General features: G+C 56.0%; 14 protein-coding genes. 7 read left to right on the forward strand and 7 right to left on the reverse strand.

All coding sequences use genetic code 11. The annotated features are described in order from the left end of the window. Positions 1 to 97 precede the first annotated feature (97 nt). On the forward strand, positions 98 to 1,291 hold the full coding sequence (locus JO226_RS10805) for an IS4 family transposase (protein WP_293567444.1): 1,194 nt from the start codon (positions 98 to 100) through the stop codon (positions 1,289 to 1,291). Positions 1,292 to 1,350: 59 nt separating this feature from the next. On the opposite strand, the gene chaA is transcribed toward JO226_RS10805, so the two are convergent. After that, complete coding sequence (gene chaA / locus JO226_RS10810; protein WP_293567447.1) at positions 1,351 to 2,451, reverse strand: sodium-potassium/proton antiporter ChaA; 1,101 nt, start codon at positions 2,449 to 2,451, stop codon at positions 1,351 to 1,353. 378 nt (positions 2,452 to 2,829) lie between these two features. Here chaA and JO226_RS10815 point away from each other — a divergent pair, with 378 nt between their 5' ends. Continuing rightward, the gene (locus JO226_RS10815) at positions 2,830 to 3,513 is read left to right on the forward strand and encodes a gamma-glutamylcyclotransferase (RefSeq protein WP_293567450.1); all 684 of its coding nucleotides are present in this window, start codon (positions 2,830 to 2,832) and stop codon (positions 3,511 to 3,513) included. A 56-nt stretch (positions 3,514 to 3,569) separates the two neighbouring features. On the opposite strand, the gene JO226_RS10820 is transcribed toward JO226_RS10815, so the two are convergent. From JO226_RS10820 to narX, 6 genes are all read right to left on the reverse strand, one after another. Next, the gene (locus tag JO226_RS10820; RefSeq protein ID WP_293567453.1) at positions 3,570 to 3,815 is read right to left on the reverse strand and encodes a DUF1883 domain-containing protein; all 246 of its coding nucleotides are present in this window, start codon (positions 3,813 to 3,815) and stop codon (positions 3,570 to 3,572) included. A gap of 215 nt (positions 3,816 to 4,030) precedes the next feature. Further along, positions 4,031 to 5,815, reverse strand: a complete 1,785-nt coding sequence (locus JO226_RS10825) for a methyl-accepting chemotaxis protein (RefSeq protein WP_293567455.1) — start codon at positions 5,813 to 5,815, stop codon at positions 4,031 to 4,033. 106 nt (positions 5,816 to 5,921) lie between these two features. After that, positions 5,922 to 6,272 (reverse strand): DsrE/DsrF/TusD sulfur relay family protein, encoded by a 351-nt coding sequence (locus JO226_RS10830; protein ID WP_293567457.1) that lies wholly within the window; start codon positions 6,270 to 6,272, stop codon positions 5,922 to 5,924. Between the two features lie 68 nt (positions 6,273 to 6,340). Further along, positions 6,341 to 6,895 (reverse strand): YbhB/YbcL family Raf kinase inhibitor-like protein, encoded by a 555-nt coding sequence (locus JO226_RS10835; RefSeq protein ID WP_293567459.1) that lies wholly within the window; start codon positions 6,893 to 6,895, stop codon positions 6,341 to 6,343. Between the two features lie 92 nt (positions 6,896 to 6,987). Further along, the gene (gene narL, locus JO226_RS10840; RefSeq protein ID WP_293567461.1) at positions 6,988 to 7,638 is read right to left on the reverse strand and encodes a two-component system response regulator NarL; all 651 of its coding nucleotides are present in this window, start codon (positions 7,636 to 7,638) and stop codon (positions 6,988 to 6,990) included. Further along, a complete protein-coding gene (gene narX, locus JO226_RS10845) occupies positions 7,601 to 9,427 on the reverse strand; it encodes a nitrate/nitrite two-component system sensor histidine kinase NarX (RefSeq protein ID WP_293567464.1) in 1,827 nt (608 codons plus the stop codon). Before narX ends, narL begins: the two co-directional genes overlap by 38 nt. 310 nt (positions 9,428 to 9,737) lie before the next feature. On the opposite strand from narX, the gene JO226_RS10850 reads away from it, so the two are divergent. From JO226_RS10850 to narI, 5 genes are all read left to right on the forward strand, one after another. After that, entirely contained in the window at positions 9,738 to 11,129 is a 1,392-nt protein-coding gene (locus tag JO226_RS10850; RefSeq protein WP_293567467.1) for a NarK family nitrate/nitrite MFS transporter, read from the forward strand. 387 nt (positions 11,130 to 11,516) lie between these two features. After that, positions 11,517 to 15,260: a nitrate reductase subunit alpha gene (locus tag JO226_RS10855; RefSeq protein ID WP_293567482.1), complete on the forward strand. Its 3,744-nt coding sequence runs from the start codon at positions 11,517 to 11,519 to the stop codon at positions 15,258 to 15,260. Beyond that, positions 15,257 to 16,795 (forward strand): nitrate reductase subunit beta, encoded by a 1,539-nt coding sequence (gene narH, locus JO226_RS10860; protein WP_293567484.1) that lies wholly within the window; start codon positions 15,257 to 15,259, stop codon positions 16,793 to 16,795. Before JO226_RS10855 ends, narH begins: the two co-directional genes overlap by 4 nt. After that, a complete protein-coding gene (gene narJ / locus JO226_RS10865; RefSeq protein ID WP_293567486.1) occupies positions 16,792 to 17,502 on the forward strand; it encodes a nitrate reductase molybdenum cofactor assembly chaperone in 711 nt (236 codons plus the stop codon). The genes narH and narJ overlap by 4 nt, the downstream gene beginning before the upstream one ends. Then, on the forward strand, positions 17,502 to 18,061 hold a 560-nt coding region (gene narI, locus JO226_RS10870), incomplete at its 3' end, for a respiratory nitrate reductase subunit gamma (protein WP_293567488.1). The genes narJ and narI, both read left to right, overlap by 1 nt.

Here is an 18,061-nt window from a genome sequence, read left to right on the forward strand (position 1 = left end):
GCGCTGAGGAATCCCCAGTAATGGGTGGGTAAAAAAAGACAGGCATAGAGTTTTGTGATCTACTGATTTGTGCAACCAATTCAATGAGATCACCTCTATGCCTGCTCATCAAGTATGTCAGAATTTCTTCCGTGACGCCTTAGCTCCGTTTCACAAATATCGACAAAATGCTTTGCTGGATGCCACCACTGCACTTATCAATGGCGCATCACTGACACTGACCAGCATCGGACGTTTTTTACCCGGTACGGCTCAGGTCAAAAATAAAATCAAACGCGTTGATCGGCTGCTGGGTAATTCGTCACTGCACCGCGATACCCATCTGATTTTTAGAAGAATTATCTCGATGCTGACGAGCCGGTTAACTCTGTGCGTTATTGCTGTTGACTGGAGTGGTTATCCATCGCAGGAATACCACGTCCTCCGCGCCAGCCTCTTGTGTGACGGGCGGTCAATCCCTTTACTTAGCTGGATAGTCCCGTCAGAAAAACAGCAGAACTCGCAGATACAGAAAGACTTTCTGGATGCTCTTGCTGATGCTGTTAATCCTGGAGCCAGGGTCATCATCGTCACTGATGCAGGCTTCCAGAATGCCTGGTTCCGGCATATCAAATCACTCGGCTGGGATTTTATAGGCCGTATCAGAGGCAATATCCAGATGAGACTGAACAGCAAAGGTGAATACTGGTTCAGGCGTCAGGAATTACAGGCCAGTAGCAAACCGAAATATCTGGGGCCCGGTACACTTGCCCGCTCAGAATATGCCCGGTGTGATGGTCATTTTTATCTGCATAAAAAAGAGCCGAAAGGCAGGAAACATCGACACTCGCGGTGTCGCATAAAGCGCAAATCTCAGGTGAAGGACGGGCGTTCATCAGCAAAAGACCCATGGCTTATTTTTAGCAGTACTGATGACTTTAAACCACGTGAAATCATGAAGTTGTACAGTCGTAGAATGCAGATAGAGCAGAACTTCAGAGATGAAAAAAGCGAGCGCTTCGGGTTCGGTCTGCGTGCCAGTTACAGCCGTTCAGCCGGAAGAATGCTGGTCCTGAGTCTGCTGGCAACACTGAGTACAATCGTGCTGTGGCTTATTGGCTATCACGCTGAAAATAAAGGGTTACATCTGAGATATCAGGCCAACAGCATTAAAACACGGCGGGTAATCTCGTATCTGACGTTAGCGGAGAATGTCTTACGACACTCCCCGCTAATATTAAGGCGAACGGTGCTGAGCACCGTTCTTAACCACCTCGCCAGAACCTACCGAAATATGGTGCTGGTTTATTAGCGCTGATTTATGGGGATCCCTCAGCGCTTCGGCGGGTTTTTTTTAATGCCTGCGCAGCATCAGGCGAAAATCGTCATCAGATAGGCGGCAAACAGCGCCAGATGAGCCGCGCCGTTTAGCACGTTGGTGCGCCCGGTTGAAAACGAGATATGGCACAGCACCAGCGAGGCGACCATCACGATCATCTCTGGTGCGCCAAGGGCGAAACTCAGGTCGTTGCCGGTCATAAAGGCAATCAGCGTTACGACCGGCACGGTCAGTGAAATCGTCGCCAGTACGGAGCCGAAGAACAGGTTCATGGCGCGCTGCACCTGATTACTCAGCACCGCCTTGAGCGCGCCGAGCCCTTCCGGCGAGAGGATCAGTAGCGCCACCAGAAAACCGGTAAAGGCCACCGGCGCGTTCATGCTGGTGAGCAGGGCCTCGAGCGGATTGGCGTTCATTTTGGTGACGGCAATCACTGCGATCAAGTGCACGACGAGCCAGACGGCGTGCCACAGACTGCTGTGCGCTGAGGGTTTGCCGTGGTGCGGATCGTCGTCGTCGCTGTCGTCTTCATGCTCATAGACAAACAGATTCTGGTGGGTGCGGGTCTGAATCAGCAGGAATACGCCATACATCGCCGCGGAAATAAGGGCCACCAGTAACGCCTGACCGGTTGAAAAATTTGCTCCCGGCAGCGCCATCGGAAATACAAGGACGATAATTGCCAGTGGAAACAGGGCAATAAGATACTGCTTAATGCCGAACAGATTTACATATTGGGTGGCAAATTTACGCCCGCCCAGCAGTAATGAAAAACCAACCAGACCGCCGGTGACGATCATTATTATCGAGTACAGGGTATCGCGCATAAGTGTCGGCGCAGCATCACCGGTGGCCATTAATGCGGAAATCAAACTGACTTCGAGAATAACGACGGAAAGGCTTAAGATAAGCGAGCCGTAGGGCTCTCCCAAACGGTGCGCCAGCACATCGGCGTGTCGGACCACGCTGAATGCGCTGGATAAAATCCCCACCAACGCCAGAATATTAATTCCGATAACCACCGGCAGTGACTGATTGCTCCCCCAGAAGAAAAGCACTGCCAGCGCCAGCACCGGGAAAATAAGCGATGTCTCCTTGTGGCGGGTTTTAACCGCCTCTTGTGCATGCGTCATGAACCATCTCCATTAATGCAGGTGTTCTAATTATAGGTAATTAAGGTCAGTAAAATACCAGAAGCAGATGAAGCGACAGTAAATTTTTACCGAAATTTACCGCTAGTTATAAAAACAGGTCTCTAACCAGGTTAATGCTCGGTTTTGTTTAATTTCTGTTTATGATACAGGGGATTGTATTTCCATATTATCCTTAATGTATTGCAAGCACGCGCGGGCGCACCGTTGCTTTGACGGGAATCCGGGTTTTTATTGAACATCTGTTGCCTTGCAAGCGGTCTGATAATTGCATATTGTCAGAGTTGACTGGATAATATTTCAGCAAATCAGAAGGAAGTCTATCCCGCCGGGAAGCTCGCAGTGGTGGAGGTTTTTAACGTGTTAACGCGTGATTTCTTGCTGAAGGCGGATTGTAAAACAGCCTTCGGTGCAATCGAGGAATCGCTACTCTGGTCGCCGGAACAACGTGCCGCATCCCTTGCCGCCACGCTGTCCTGCCGTCCGGATGATGGCCCGGTATGGATATTTGGTTACGGTTCCCTGATGTGGAACCCGGCGCTGGATTACAGTGAATCCAGCACCGGTACGCTCGTCGGCTGGCATCGCGCATTCTGTTTGCGTCTGACGGCAGGGCGAGGTAGCGCCTGTCAGCCAGGACGCATGCTTGCACTCAAAGAGGGCGGACGCACCACAGGCGTCGCGTATCGCCTGCGTGATTGCGCGCTGGAGGAGGAGCTGACGCTGCTCTGGAAGCGCGAAATGATCACCGGCTGCTATTTGCCCACCTGGTGCAAACTTGCGCTTGATGATGGTCGGACGGTGAACGCGCTGGTGTTTATTATGGACCCTCGTCATCCGCTGTATGAGTCGGATACCAGCGTGCAGGTGATTGCGCCGCTGATCGCCGCCGCCAGCGGGCCGCTGGGGACTAACGCGCAGTATCTGTTCTCGCTGGAGCAGGAACTGGTGAAGCTTGGAATGCAGGACGACTGTCTGAACGAGCTGGTCAATAAGGTGCGCAATCTGCTCGGCGGCGCAGGCCTGCCGGGGCTGGCCTGCTAACGACAGCGGTTTTCGCAGAAGTGACAATACCCGGTGCGTGCCGGGTATTGTCGTATTCAGGCGGGAACGTAGCTGATGGAGTGCTCAAGCGACTGGCTGTGGCTGTCAATAAGCACGTTCCAGGTACCGCTATAGGGCACGGTCAGGTAGGCGCTTTCACGATTTTGTACGCTCAGAATGTCGCTTTGCGCGTCGCTCAGGCGCTTTTTCGCGCTCATCAAATGAATGTGGCACTGTTCAGAACAGCGCACAACGACTGTATCCCCACCAAATAATTTCAGACTTGCTTTTACCATCGCCATTTTCAACCCCATTGCAAAGAGAAAACGCCCACCCTGTCAGAGAGCGCCAGTGTGTGATGTTGTTCACATTTCACTCATGGCATAACACCAAAGAGGGAGGCTGACGATGATGATTTTGATCAAAAAATGCTGTTCCAATTCAACAAAAATGACATTATTCCTGAAACCATTCAGCGGGCGCGCAGATTATGGTTCGCTCCGACGCCCGGCTGAAATTAAATGCGGAAATGGCCCGCTGTAGTAGCAAGGTCGCCCGCCTGGCTCTGCAACGCGCCCGCGGCGGCGGCGGATTCAACCACCAGCTCGGCGTTCTGCTGTACCATCCGGTCAAGATGAATCACCGCATGGTTAATCTCCTGAATCCCCAACATTTGTTCGCTGCTGGCGATGCTGATTTCCCGCATGATGCCAGAGACGCTGTCGATGCTGGCGACAATCTCCTGCATGCTTTCCCCCGCCAGGCGAACATAGCGTGAACCGGTCGCTACGCTTTGCGTCGTCGAGTCGATAAGCGTTTTGATCTCTTTCGCCGCCTGCGCGCTGCGGCTGGCGAGGTTGCGCACTTCGCCCGCCACGACGGCAAAACCGCGACCCTGCTCGCCAGCGCGGGCCGCTTCCACGGAGGCGTTGAGCGCCAGGATGTTGGTCTGGAAGGCGATACCATCAATGACGCTGATAATATCGCCAATCTTCGCGGAGGCGGCCTCAATGGTCTGCATGGTGTCAATAGCGCTGGTGACGACGTTGCCCCCGCGGGAGGCCATCTGCGTCGCTTTATCCGCCTGAGCGCTGGCGGCGGTGGCGGACTCCGTCGACTGGGCGACCGAAGCGGTAATCTGCTCAACGGCGCTGGCGGTTTCTCTCAGGCTTGAGGCCGCTTGCTCCGTGCGGGTAGAGAGGTCGCGGTTGCCCGCGGCAATTTCCTGCGCTGCGGTTTGTACCGAGGTGGTGGCGTCGCGCAGTTGCAGCATGACCTTCGCCAGCTTGTCGCTGAACAGGTTGAAGGCCTGCGCTATCTGCGCCACCTCATCCTGGCCGGTTTCCGGCAGACGCTGCGACAGATCGTTCGTCCCGTTGCCGATTGCCAGCATCGCGTTACGAATCGTGATCAGGCGTTTCAGCATAGCGGCGACCAGCAGATGAACGAGGATACCGCCAAGCAGAACCAGCACGATAAAGCACAGGGCGGAGGCTTTGAGTAGCGTATTCATTCCGGCTGTCGCGTCAGCGTTGTCGAGTGCGACAACTAATAGCCAGTGGGTGCCTTTGACCGGTGTCGCGGAGAGAATTTTGTCGACGCCGCTCAGTTTCCCTGTTTGGCTCTCGCCTTTCGCCAGCGCGTTGAAATCAACCCCTGACAGCGCATCGCCAAAGGGTTTCAGCGTCAACGCCGGATCGTTTGCCGCAATAATACTGCCGTCGCTGTTCAGCAGCAGACCGCTGCTGTTTGGTGTCGGGTGGATCTCGCGGACGTTCGCGACCACGCTGTCCAGGGTGACATCCCCGGCGATAACCGCTTTTAACGCGCCGTTTTCTTTGACCGGCACGGCGAAGGTCACCACCAGTTTCCCGGAACCAGCATCGATATACGGCGCGGTAACCACTGGCGCATCATCATGTACGACCTGCTGATACCATGGACGAATCGTGGGGTCATAGTCTGCGGGAATGCCTGCCGAGTCGGAGAATTTTGCCGTTTTGCTGGCATAACCGACATAAACGTTGCTGAAACCGCCAGCTTTGGCTATCAGGGCGAACTGCGGGACGGGGTCATCGCTGAGCGCTACGCTGCGGAGCGAGGCGATCATGATCATTTTGCTGTTAACCCAGTCGGCGATGGCCGTGCTGTGGCTCGCCCGGGTACTGATGAGCGTTTCACGCTGGCCCTGGAGGGTATCCTGACGGGTAACCTGGTAGTTAATAACGGTGTTGAGGAGTAGCGCGACGGCCAGGCAGCCCGCGGTCGCCGCAATAATGCGCGTACGAATGGAACGAAACATAATAGTTACCTGCTGTGTTGTTTGCAGGCATATCGGCAACACCGCAGGTAAACTTGATAAATGAAACCGCGTCCATTAGAAAAACTGTGGCGGGACGCATTCTTCATTAAAAGGTTAATACCTTATCGGCCGCCAGCGTCCACTGCGCCAGTTCGACGAGCGTGCCAATTTCGACCCCATCAACCCGCGGCAGCGATGAAATCCCCCGGCCATCGGCGCAGGTTTTACAAAGCTTTACCGGCACATTCTGCGCGGTCAGGATCTCAAGCATCTGCTGGATATTGTAGCCTTCGGCCGGTTTTTGCCCCCGCAGCCCGGCGGTGACGGCATCAGACATTAAAAAGAGCTTCAAATCCAGCTCCTGCTGCTCGCGCAGCGCGATGGCCAGACGCAGACTGTTGAATAAAGATTCGCTGCCATAGGCCGCGCCGTTGGCGATAATAACGATACGTTGCATGAAAACTCCTTTGGAAAGTCGGGATACCGATGCTACCGCGTTATCCCTGATGTTCCAATGGATATGACCTATTGTCCGAAGCGCCCGATAAGCCCGGCGGCGGCAAGCTGGTGGCCCTGGAGTTTGTCAAACAGCGCCTCGCGGGTTAACCCGGTCGGGAGCGTTGGGGGCAGGTCGGTCGCTATCAGGGTGAAGGTGTAGTGATGCGCGCCGGAACCGGGCGGCGGGCAGGGGCCGTACCAGCTGGCGGTACCGGGGGTGTTCTTTCCACCGGTAAACCCTTTGCCGTCGCGCAGTGCGTTCAGGGCGAAACCGGTTGTGGACGGCGGGATGTTATACGCGACCAGGTGGGTGACGCCGAGTCCCTTATTGCCCTCAGGGTCGTGGACAACCAGCGCCAGGCTTTGCGTGGGGGCTGGCGCATTGCTCCATACCAGCGGCGGAGAGTTGTTCTGCCCGGTGCAGTTGGAGTTATTGGGGTTGTTGCCTGCAAATTTACGCTCCAACAGGGCGTTATCGGCGAACGCCGGGGATTGCAGAATAAACAGCAGGTCATCAGCAATCGCAGATGCAGTACATACCAGCAGCACGCTACAGAGCGAAACACGACAGGAAAGGTGCATAACGTATCTCCGGAAAAGATGCTTTAACTTTAGCCGAATATCCCTTCTCCTGTTTACTCTTCGGCGACAACCTCGGACGGGGCATTTACGCCTTAAAAAATACGCTCCTGATGAACCCATACCGCCGCTTCCACGCGGGATTTCAGCTTCATTTTTTTCAGCATATGCTTTACGTGAACCTTAACGGTGCTTTCGGTGATATCGAGACGCCGGGCGATCATCTTGTTCGGCAGTCCCTGCGCAATCAGCTTAAGAATATCGCGCTCGCGCGGCGTCAGCTGGTTAATGTCACGGTCAGAGGTCGCGCGGTTGGCGCGCAGGCTGGCGGCCAGAACCGGCGTTAATGCTTCACTGAGCACCATTTCGCCCGCAGCGGCCTGCTGCAGCGCTTTGAGCAGTTCTTCCGGCTCCATATCTTTTAACAGATAGCCGTCGGCGCCGCGCTTGAGGGCGGTCACGACATCCTCTTCGTGGTTGGAGACGCTGAAGACGACCACCCGGCCTGAAAGGGTTTTCTCGCGCAGTTTATCCAGGGTTTCAAGACCGTTCATGCCGGGCATATTGAGATCGAGCAGGATCAGGTCTGGATCCAGTGCTTCGGCCATCTCAATACCTTGTTCGCCGTTGCTGGCTTCGCCCACCACCTGAATATCAGGAGCCATGCTGATGAGCTGTTTCACGCCGGTACGCAGCATGGGATGATCGTCAATTAACAGGATGGTTGCCCGTTCCTGAGTACTCATGGGTATCTCCTTGTGGTTGAGAAAGCGGTTTTTCAGGAATAAATGACACGACAACCTCGGTGCCGCCGCTGTCGCGTCTGCGTACCTGACAATCGCCGCGCAGGCTCTGCGCGCGATCCCGCATAATAATTAAACCATAGTGATTGCGGCGTTCAGCCTGATCGGGTACGCCGCGGCCATTATCGGCCACGATAAGGCGCACCTGCTTGTCGTGCTGAATCACGCTCACCGTCACCTGGCTGGCGTTTGCATGTTTTAAGGCGTTGCTGAGCGCTTCACGGGCTATCTGGAGTATATGAATGGCCTGATGAGAAGGAACAAAACGCGGCGGTAGCTGGTAATCCAGCTGTACCGGGAAGCCGAAATGGTTGCTGTATTCGCGGCAACTGGCCTCCAGCGCCGGGCGCAGGCCGGGCTCGGTGAGCTGCAGGCGGAACGTGGTCAACAGTTCGCGCAACTGGGCCCAGGAGGTGTTCAGTTCGTTACGAATCTGGCCGAGCAGCTTGCGGCTCTCCTCCGGCAGGCTTTCTCCCTGCATCTGCAGACAGCTGACCTGCATTTTCATGCAGGAGAGCGACTGGGCGATAGAGTCGTGAAGCTCGCGGGCGATGGTTGCGCGCTCTTCCATGACGATCAGCTGCTGCTGTCGTTCCTGATGGCGATCGAGCGCAAGCGTGGCGGTAAGCTGTTCGACCAGAGTATCCACCAGTTGCTGTTGGTCATGGCTGAGATGTCGGCCTTCAGGCAGGGTTGCCAGCAGAATGCCGTACTGGTTATGGGCGTCGGTGAGGCGCCATTTCAGCGTGGAGCCGGTTCCCGGCAGCGGCGGCAGATTGCGCGGGCAGAGGAAACAGCCTTTATCGTCACAGTTGATTTCCGAGTGACAGCTGAACTCCTGGTGGTTTTCCTCATCCTCAATGTCGTAGACCCGCACCTCAATATCGCGCAGCAGCGTCAGCCCCTGCAGGCCATTCAGTACCGGCGAGATGCGCTCGCACAGCGGAATTTGCGAGTGCAGACGGCGGTTTGCCTGCCACAGAAAGGCGAGGATTTCGTTTTTTTGCTCCAGATTGGCGGTTTTCTCCTGAACCCGGCGCTCAAGCACGGCATAACTTTCCGCCAGCTCATCGGACATATTGTTCAGCGCTGTGCCGAGCATCGCCATCTCGTTGCGCCCGCTGATATGGGCGCGCTGGCTAAAATCACGATGGCTGACGGCGCGGGCCATGTGCAGCAACTGACGCCAGGGGTGCAGCAGGCGAGCGCGTAACCAGACGATGGTAAATACCAGCAGCAACACCATAAAGAACGCCATCAGGCGGTGCACCCAGACGACGTGCTCAATGCGCTCTTCCGTCGTGTGGTCAAAGGCGGTAACCAACTGATCGATTCGGTTGACGAAACCAGCGACCTCATCGGCCACGGCGGACTGGCTTTGCGCCCGCTGCATGTTGGGGGAGAGCTCGGATTGCCAGTATTTTTGCAGGGCGTTAAGCTGCTGTACCTGACCGTCGCGGCGGGCGGCATTTTGTAGCTCGGTGCTCAGTACGGTGGCATTCATTTCATCGAGCAGCTTTTGATCCTGCGCGTGCAAGGGGACCGCGGCGAGCAAGCGGTAGCTTTGCATACGCAGCGAGCCCGCTTTGTTAATCGCGTGAGCGCTTCCCTGAATGCCGTTCGCCAGACGGGCAGAAATAGCCATACCCGTCACACCGATCGCAGTGGACAGCAGAACAATAAGCGCCAGTTGATTGACCAGCGTCAGCGGGGTAAAAAAGCGTTTAAACATCGACAGCATGGCTCCTGACCTGGGATGCAATCCGGCAGTGGTGCTATTTTCCGGCATCACCTGGAGTATACCCATACCTATAAAGGATTACCCCTTAATTGACGGTGTGATTAAAAAAAGGGGAAGGGGGAGTAACAAGCGCAACAGCCGCGTGATAAACCACATTTTTTTCAGCAAAAAAAGCTACTCCCTAAGAGTGATGCGTTTTTTTTGCTCAATATAATGTCCACTTTTCCTTTGATTTATATCAACTTACCTCGCCCTGTAAATCATAAGGTGGCACTGTTGATATCTTTAATCAGAGGTTTGTATGAGTCAATCTACCGTCCCGGAGAAGGAAAACGGCTCCGTCATCACTGACTGGCGCCCGGAGGACCCGGCGTTCTGGCAGCAGCAGGGCCACCACATTGCCAGCCGAAATTTGTGGATCTCCGTTCCTTGCTTGTTGCTGGCTTTCTGCGTATGGATGCTGTTCAGCGCCGTGGCGGTGAACCTCAATAAAGTGGGTTTTCACTTTACGACCGATCAGCTGTTTATGCTGACCGCATTACCTTCTGTATCCGGGGCGCTGCTGCGCGTACCGTACTCCTTTATGGTGCCGGTCTTCGGCGGACGTCGCTGGACGGCCTTCAGCACCGGGATCATGATTATCCCTTGCGTCTGGTTGGGTTTTGCGGTGCAGGACACCTCTACACCGTTTAGCACCTTTATCATTATCGCTCTGCTGTGCGGTTTCGCCGGGGCGAACTTCGCTTCCAGCATGGCGAACATCAGCTTCTTCTTCCCGAAACAGAAGCAGGGTGGCGCGCTGGGTATCAATGGCGGGTTGGGCAACATGGGCGTGAGCGTGATGCAGCTGGTGGCACCGCTGGCCATTTCGATGTCCATCTTTGCCATCTTCGGCGGGACCGGCGTAGAACAGCCGGACGGCTCTATGCTGTTTCTTGAGAACGCGGCCTGGATTTGGGTGCCGTTCCTGGTCGTCTTCACGCTTGCCGCCTGGTTTGGCATGAACGATCTGTCAACGTCGAAAGCTTCGCTTCGCGAACAGTTGCCGGTGCTTAAGCGTGGACATCTGTGGATCATGGCGGTGCTGTACCTGGCGACCTTCGGATCGTTCATCGGTTTCTCCGCGGGTTTTGCGATGCTGTCGAAAACCCAGTTCCCGGACGTACAAATCCTGCATTATGCCTTCTTTGGACCGTTTATCGGCGCGCTGGCGCGCTCCATGGGCGGCGCCATCTCCGACCGTCTCGGCGGAACTCGTGTAACGTTGGTGAACTTTGTGGTGATGGCCGTGTTCTGCGCGCTCCTGTTCCTGACCCTGCCGTCAGGCGGCGTCGGCGGTAACTTTACGGCGTTCTTCGGCGTGTTTATGGTGCTGTTCCTGACAGCCGGTTTGGGTAGCGCCTCGACGTTCCAGATGATCTCGTTGATTTTCCGTAAGCTGACGATGGATCGCGTGAAAGCGCAGGGCGGCAGCGAAGAGCGCGCGATGCGTGAAGCGGCAACCGACACGGCAGCGGCGCTGGGCTTTATCTCCGCTATTGGCGCCATTGGCGGGTTCTTTATCCCAAAAGCATTTGGTATCTCACTGAATCTGACCGGTTCTCCGGCAGGCGCAATGAAGGTATTCCTCGTGTTCTATATCGCCTGCGTGTTTATCACCTGGGTGGTTTATGGACGTAAAACAAAAAAATAAGTAGTCACTTTTTGATTATCATGGCGCGAGCGATCGCGCCATTTTTTTATCCTGAACATAGTTACAACATACTATATAACACGGTGTTTTACCGCCGCCATGTAGCCCGCGCGAAACTGGTCTGACAGGGATCTACCCCTTAATACCAGTGCAGATGTTAACAAACGCCATCTTTTACCAAATCATCAAATAAATCACGTTATATCAATAAGATAGAAAATATAAATTGATAATACTTTGGTGGTATTTTCGATTTTGGCCTGATTTATTAACAAAGTCCGTATTGATCGCCATCAATTCCCCTCATCTTTCAGAACGTTACTTTCGCTTTAAATCCAGCAATGTCGATTTATCAGAGAGCCACAGGCTCCATACAGGAGAAACCCGATGAGTAAATTCCTGGACCGGTTTCGCTACTTCAAACAGAAGGGCGAAACCTTTGCCGATGGGCACGGCCAGCTTTTAGAAACCAACCGGGACTGGGAGGATGGATACCGCCAGCGCTGGCAGCACGACAAAGTCGTTCGCTCCACCCACGGTGTCAACTGCACCGGTTCCTGCAGCTGGAAAATCTTCGTTAAAAATGGCCTGGTCACCTGGGAAATGCAGCAGACCGATTATCCGCGTACCCGCCCGGATATGCCGAACCATGAACCTCGCGGCTGCCCGCGCGGCGCCAGCTACTCCTGGTATCTCTACAGCGCCAACCGCTTGAAATACCCGCTGATGCGCAAACGCCTGATGAAAATGTGGCGTGAAGCGAAAGCGCAGCACAGCGATCCCGTTAATGCCTGGGCCTCCATTATTGAAGACGCCGACAAAGCGAAAAGCTTCAAACAGGCCCGCGGTCGCGGTGGTTTTGTCCGCTCTTCCTGGCAGGAAGTGAATGAGCTGATCGCCGCTTCTAACGTGTATACCGTCAAAACCTATGGTCCGGACCGTGTCGCTGGTTTCTCGCCAATCCCGGCGATGTCGATGGTTTCCTACGCTTCCGGCGCGCGTTATCTGTCGCTTATCGGCGGTACCTGCCTGAGCTTCTACGACTGGTACTGCGACCTGCCGCCAGCCTCACCGCAGACCTGGGGCGAGCAGACTGACGTACCGGAATCTGCCGACTGGTACAACTCAAGCTATATCCTGGCGTGGGGCTCCAACGTTCCGCAAACCCGTACCCCGGACGCGCACTTCTTTACTGAAGTTCGGTACAAGGGGACCAAAACCGTGGCAATTACCCCGGACTATGCCGAAATCGCCAAGCTGTGCGACCTGTGGCTGGCGCCGAAGCAGGGCACCGACGCGGCGATGGCGATGGCGATGGGTCACGTAATGCTGCGCGAATTCCATCTCGACAACCCCAGCCAGTACTTTACCGATTACGTTCGTCGCTACACCGATATGCCGATGCTGGTGATGCTGGAAGAGCGTGATGGCTATTATGCCGCAGGGCGTATGCTGCGCGCCTCCGATCTGGTCGATGCGCTGGGTCAGGAAAAGAACCCGGAGTGGAAAACCGTCGCCTTTGATGAGAAAGGTGAGATTCTGGCGCCAAACGGCTCCATCGGTTTCCGCTGGGGCGATAAGGGCAAGTGGAACCTTGAGCAGCGCGACGGTACGAGCGGAGAAGAAGTCCAGCTGCGCCTGAGCATGCTCGGCGGGCATGATGACATTGCCGATGTTGGCTTCCCGTACTTTGGCGGCGACAGTACCGAACACTTCAATAGCGTTGAGCTGCAGAACGTGCTGATGCACAAACTGCCGGTTAAACGTCTGCAACTGGCCGATGGTTCGACCGCGTTGGTCACGACGGTTTATGACCTCACCATGGCGAACTACGGGTTGGATCGCGGTCTTGGCGATGAGCATTGCGCCAGCAGCTACGACGACGTTAAGGCTTATACCCCGGCCTGGGCCGAGCAAATTACCGGCGTGCAGCGCGCGCAGATTATCCGTACCGCCCGCGAGTTTGCCGATAACGCGGATAAAACCCATGGCCGCTCGATGATCATCGTCGGCGCGGGCCTGAACCACTGGTATCACCTCGATATGAACTATCGCGGTCTTATCAATATGCTGATTTTCTGCGGCTGCGTGGGTCAGAGCGGCGGCGGTTGGGCGCACTATGTCGGCCAGGAAAAACTGCGTCCGCAGACCGGCTGGCAGCCCCTGGCGTTTGCCCTTGACTGGCAGCGCCCGGCGCGTCACATGAACAGCACTTCCTATTTCTACAACCACTCCAGCCAGTGGCGGTATGAGTCGCTGACCGCGCAGGAGTTGCTCTCGCCGATGGCCGATAAATCCCGCTACAGCGGCAGTCTTATCGACTTCAACGTCCGTGCAGAGCGCATGGGCTGGCTGCCGTCGGCGCCGCAACTGGGTACCAACCCGCTGCGTATCGCCGACGACGCGAAGAAAGCGGGCATGACGCCGGTGGATTACACCGTCAAATCCCTGAAAGAAGGTTCTCTCCGTTTTGCTGCCGAACAGCCTGAAAACGGGAAAAACCACCCGCGCAACCTGTTTATCTGGCGTTCGAATCTGCTGGGTTCTTCCGGTAAAGGCCACGAATACATGCTGAAGTATCTGCTGGGCACCGAGAACGGTATCCAGGGGAAAGATCTCGGTAAGCAGGGCGGCGTGAAGCCAGAAGAGGTGGAATGGCGTGATAACGGTCTCGATGGCAAGCTGGATCTGGTCGTGACGCTGGACTTCCGCCTGTCGAGCACCTGCCTGTATTCCGACATTGTCCTGCCGACGGCGACCTGGTACGAAAAAGACGACATGAATACCTCGGATATGCATCCGTTTATTCATCCGCTCTCGGCGGCAGTCGACCCGGCCTGGGAGTCGAAAAGCGACTGGGATATTTATAAAGGCATCGCGAAGAAATTCTCTGAAGTGTGCGTGGGCCACCTCGGCAAAGAGACCGACGTTGTGACGCTGCCGATTCAGCACGACTCCGCCGCCGAACTGGCGCAACCGTTGGATGTAAAAGACTGGAAAAAAGGCGAGTGCGACCTGATTCCGGGCAAAACCGCGCCGCACATTATCGCGGTGGAACGTGACTATCCGGCGACCTGGGAGCGCTTTACCTCTATCGGCCCGCTGATGGAGAAAATCGGCAACGGCGGTAAGGGGATTGCCTGGAACACCCAGAGCGAAATGGACCTGCTGCGTAAGCTCAATTACACCAAGGCAGACGGCCCGGCGAAAGGCCAGCCTTGCCTTAACACGGCAATTGACGCCGCAGAGATGATCCTGACCCTGGCGCCGGAAACCAACGGTCATGTGGCGGTAAAAGCCTGGGCGGCGCTCAGCGAGATCACCGGTCGTGACCATACGCATCTGGCGACTAATAAAGAAGACGAGAAGATTCGCTTCCGTGATATTCAGGCCCAGCCGCGCAAAATCATCTCCAGCCCAACCTGGTCCGGTCTGGAAGATGAACATGTCTCGTATAACGCCGGCTACACCAACGTTCACGAGCTGATTCCGTGGCGCACGCTCTCCGGTCGCCAGCAGCTGTATCAGGATCACCAGTGGATGCGTGACTTCGGGGAAAGCCTGCTGGTTTACCGCCCGCCTATCGACACCCGCTCGGTGAAATCGGTGATGGGGCAGAAATCCAACGGCAACCCGGAGAAGGCGCTGAACTTCCTGACGCCGCATCAGAAGTGGGGTATCCACTCCACCTACAGCGACAACCTGCTGATGCTGACGTTGTCGCGCGGCGGCCCGATTGTCTGGATGAGCGAAACAGACGCTAAAGAGTTGGGTATTGAAGATAACGACTGGATAGAGGTCTTCAACAGCAACGGCGCCCTGACGGCGAGAGCTGTCGTCAGCCAGCGCGTTCCGGCGGGAATGACCATGATGTACCACGCGCAGGAGCGCATTGTGAACCTGCCGGGATCGGAAATTACCGGCCAGCGCGGCGGTATCCATAACTCGGTGACCCGCATCAGCCCGAAACCGACGCACATGATCGGCGGCTATGCGCAACTGGCCTATGGCTTTAACTACTACGGTACCGTAGGTTCAAACCGCGATGAGTTCGTGGTGGTACGTAAGATGAAGAACATTAACTGGTTAGACGGCGAAGGTAATGACCAGGTACAGGAGAGCGTAAAATGAAAATTCGTTCACAAGTCGGCATGGTGCTGAATCTCGACAAATGCATCGGCTGTCATACCTGCTCAGTCACCTGTAAAAACGTCTGGACCAGCCGCGAAGGCACAGAGTACGCCTGGTTCAACAACGTTGAAACCAAACCGGGCGTGGGTTTTCCTAACGACTGGGAAAACCAGGAGAAATGGAAGGGCGGCTGGATCCGCAAAATCAACGGTAAACTGCAGCCACGTATGGGCAACCGCGCGATGCTGCTGGGGAAAATCTTTGCCAACCCGCATTTGCCGGGCATTGACGATTACTACGAGCCGTTTGATTTCGACTACCAGACGTTACACAACGCCCCAGCCGACAGCAAAGCGCAGCCGATTGCTCGCCCGCGTTCACTGATCACCGGCCAGCGGATGGATAAGATCACCCGCGGCCCAAACTGGGAAGATGATCTGGGCGGTGAGTTCGAGAAACTGTCGAAAGACCAGAACTTCGAGAATATGCAGAAGGCGATGTACGGCCAGTTCGAAAACACCTTCATGATGTATCTGCCGCGCCTGTGCGAGCACTGCCTCAACCCGGCGTGCGTGGCGACCTGCCCAAGCGGGGCCATCTATAAGCGTGAAGAAGACGGCATCGTGCTGATCGACCAGGACAAATGCCGCGGCTGGCGGATGTGTATCACTGGCTGCCCGTACAAAAAAATCTACTTCAACTGGAAGAGCGGCAAGTCCGAGAAGTGTATCTTCTGCTACCCGCGTATTGAAGCCGGGATGCCGACGGTCTGTTCTGAAAGCTGCGTAGGGCGTATTCGTTACCTCGGCGTGCTGCTGTACGACGCGGACGCGATTGAAAATGCCGCCAGCACTGAGCACGAGAAAGATCTGTATCAGCGTCAGCTGGAGGTGTTCCTCGATCCGAACGATCCGAAAGTGATTGCGCAGGCGCTGAAAGACGGCGTGCCGCAGAGCGTGATCGACGCGGCGCAGCAGTCGCCGGTGTACAAAATGGCGATGGACTGGAAACTGGCGCTGCCGCTGCATCCGGAATACCGCACGTTGCCGATGGTCTGGTACGTACCGCCTCTGTCGCCGATTCAGTCTGCCGCTGATGCGGGCGAGCTGGGCAGCAACGGTATTCTGCCGGACGTCGACAGCCTGCGTATCCCGGTACAGTATCTGGCGAACCTGCTGACCGCAGGCGACACCCAGCCGGTGCTTCTGGCGCTTAAACGTATGCTGGCGATGCGTCACTTCAAACGTGCCGAAACGGTAGACGGCGTCGTCGATACCCGCGCGCTGGAAGAGGTAGGGTTAACGGAAGCGCAGGCCCAGGAGATGTACCGTTACCTGGCGATCGCCAACTACGAAGACCGCTTTGTAGTACCAAGCAGCCACCGTGAACAGGCGCGCGACGCCTTCCCGGAGAAAAACGGCTGTGGTTTTAGCTTTGGCGATGGCTGCCACGGTTCTGACACCACATTTAACCTGTTCAACAGCCGCCGCATCGACGCTGTCGATGTGACCAGCAAAACGGAGCCGCATCCATGAAAGAACTGGTGATCGTGTCCCGCCTGCTGGAATACCCGGATGCTGCCCTGTGGCAGCATCAGCAGGAGCTGTTTGAGGTACTGGCCTCTTCTGACAACCTGAATAAAGAGGAAGCCCAGCGGCTCGGCGTTTTCCTGCGCGACCTGCTGGCGCAGGATCTGCTTGATGCCCAGGCTGCCTATAGCGAGCTGTTCGACCGCGGTCGGGCAACCTCTCTGCTGCTGTTTGAGCATGTTCACGGGGAGTCCCGCGACCGCGGCCAGGCGATGGTTGACCTGATGGCGCAATACGAGCGGCACGGACTGCAGCTCGACAGCCGAGAGCTGCCGGACCACCTGCCGCTGTACCTGGAATATCTGGCGCAGCTGCCGCGAGAAGACGCGCTCGGCGGCCTGCAGGACATCGCGCCGATTCTGGCGCTGCTCAGCGCGCGCCTGCAGCAGCGTGAGAGCCGTTATGCGGCGCTGTTCGATACGCTGCTGACGCTTGCCAGCACGCAGATTGACAGCAGCAAAGTGGCGGAAAAAATCGCCGATGAAGCCCGCGACGATACCCCGCAGGCGCTGGACGCCGTCTGGGAAGAAGAGCAGGTGAAGTTCTTTGCTGACCAGGGCTGCGGAGAATCTGAAATCTCCGTGCATCAGCGTCGTTTTGCCGGTGCTGTTGCCCCGCAATATTTGAATATCTCTAACGGAGGACAGCAATAATGCACTTCCTGAATATGTTCTTCTTTGATATCTACCCGTACATTGCGGGCACGGTGTTCCTGGTCGGCAGCTGGTTGCGTTATGACTATGGCCAGTACACCTGGCGCGCGGCATCCAGCCAGATGCTGGATCGCAAAGGGATGAACCTGGCGTCAAACCTGTTCCATATCGGGATCCTCGGGATTTTCGCTGGTCACTTCCTCGGTATGTTGACGCCGCACTGGATGTACGAATCCTTTCTGCCCATCGATGTGAAGCAGAAGATGGCGATGATCGCTGGCGGCGCCTGCGGCGTGATGACGCTGGTCGGCGGTCTGCTGCTGCTCAAGCGCCGTCTGTTCAGCCCGCGCGTCCGCGCAACCACCACCGGGGCGGATATCCTGATCCTCTCCTTGCTGATGGTGCAATGCGCGCTGGGCCTGCTGACGATTCCGTTCTCCGCACAGCATATGGACGGCAGCGAGATGATGAAGCTGGTGGGATGGGCACAGTCCGTGGTGACCTTCCGCGGCGGCGCATCCGAGCATCTGGACGGCGTGGCGTTTGTCTTCCGCGTACA

Origin of the sequence: Pluralibacter sp. (assembly GCF_019237635.1) — a bacterium.
In the GTDB taxonomy this organism is placed as follows: domain Bacteria; phylum Pseudomonadota; class Gammaproteobacteria; order Enterobacterales; family Enterobacteriaceae; genus Enterobacter_B.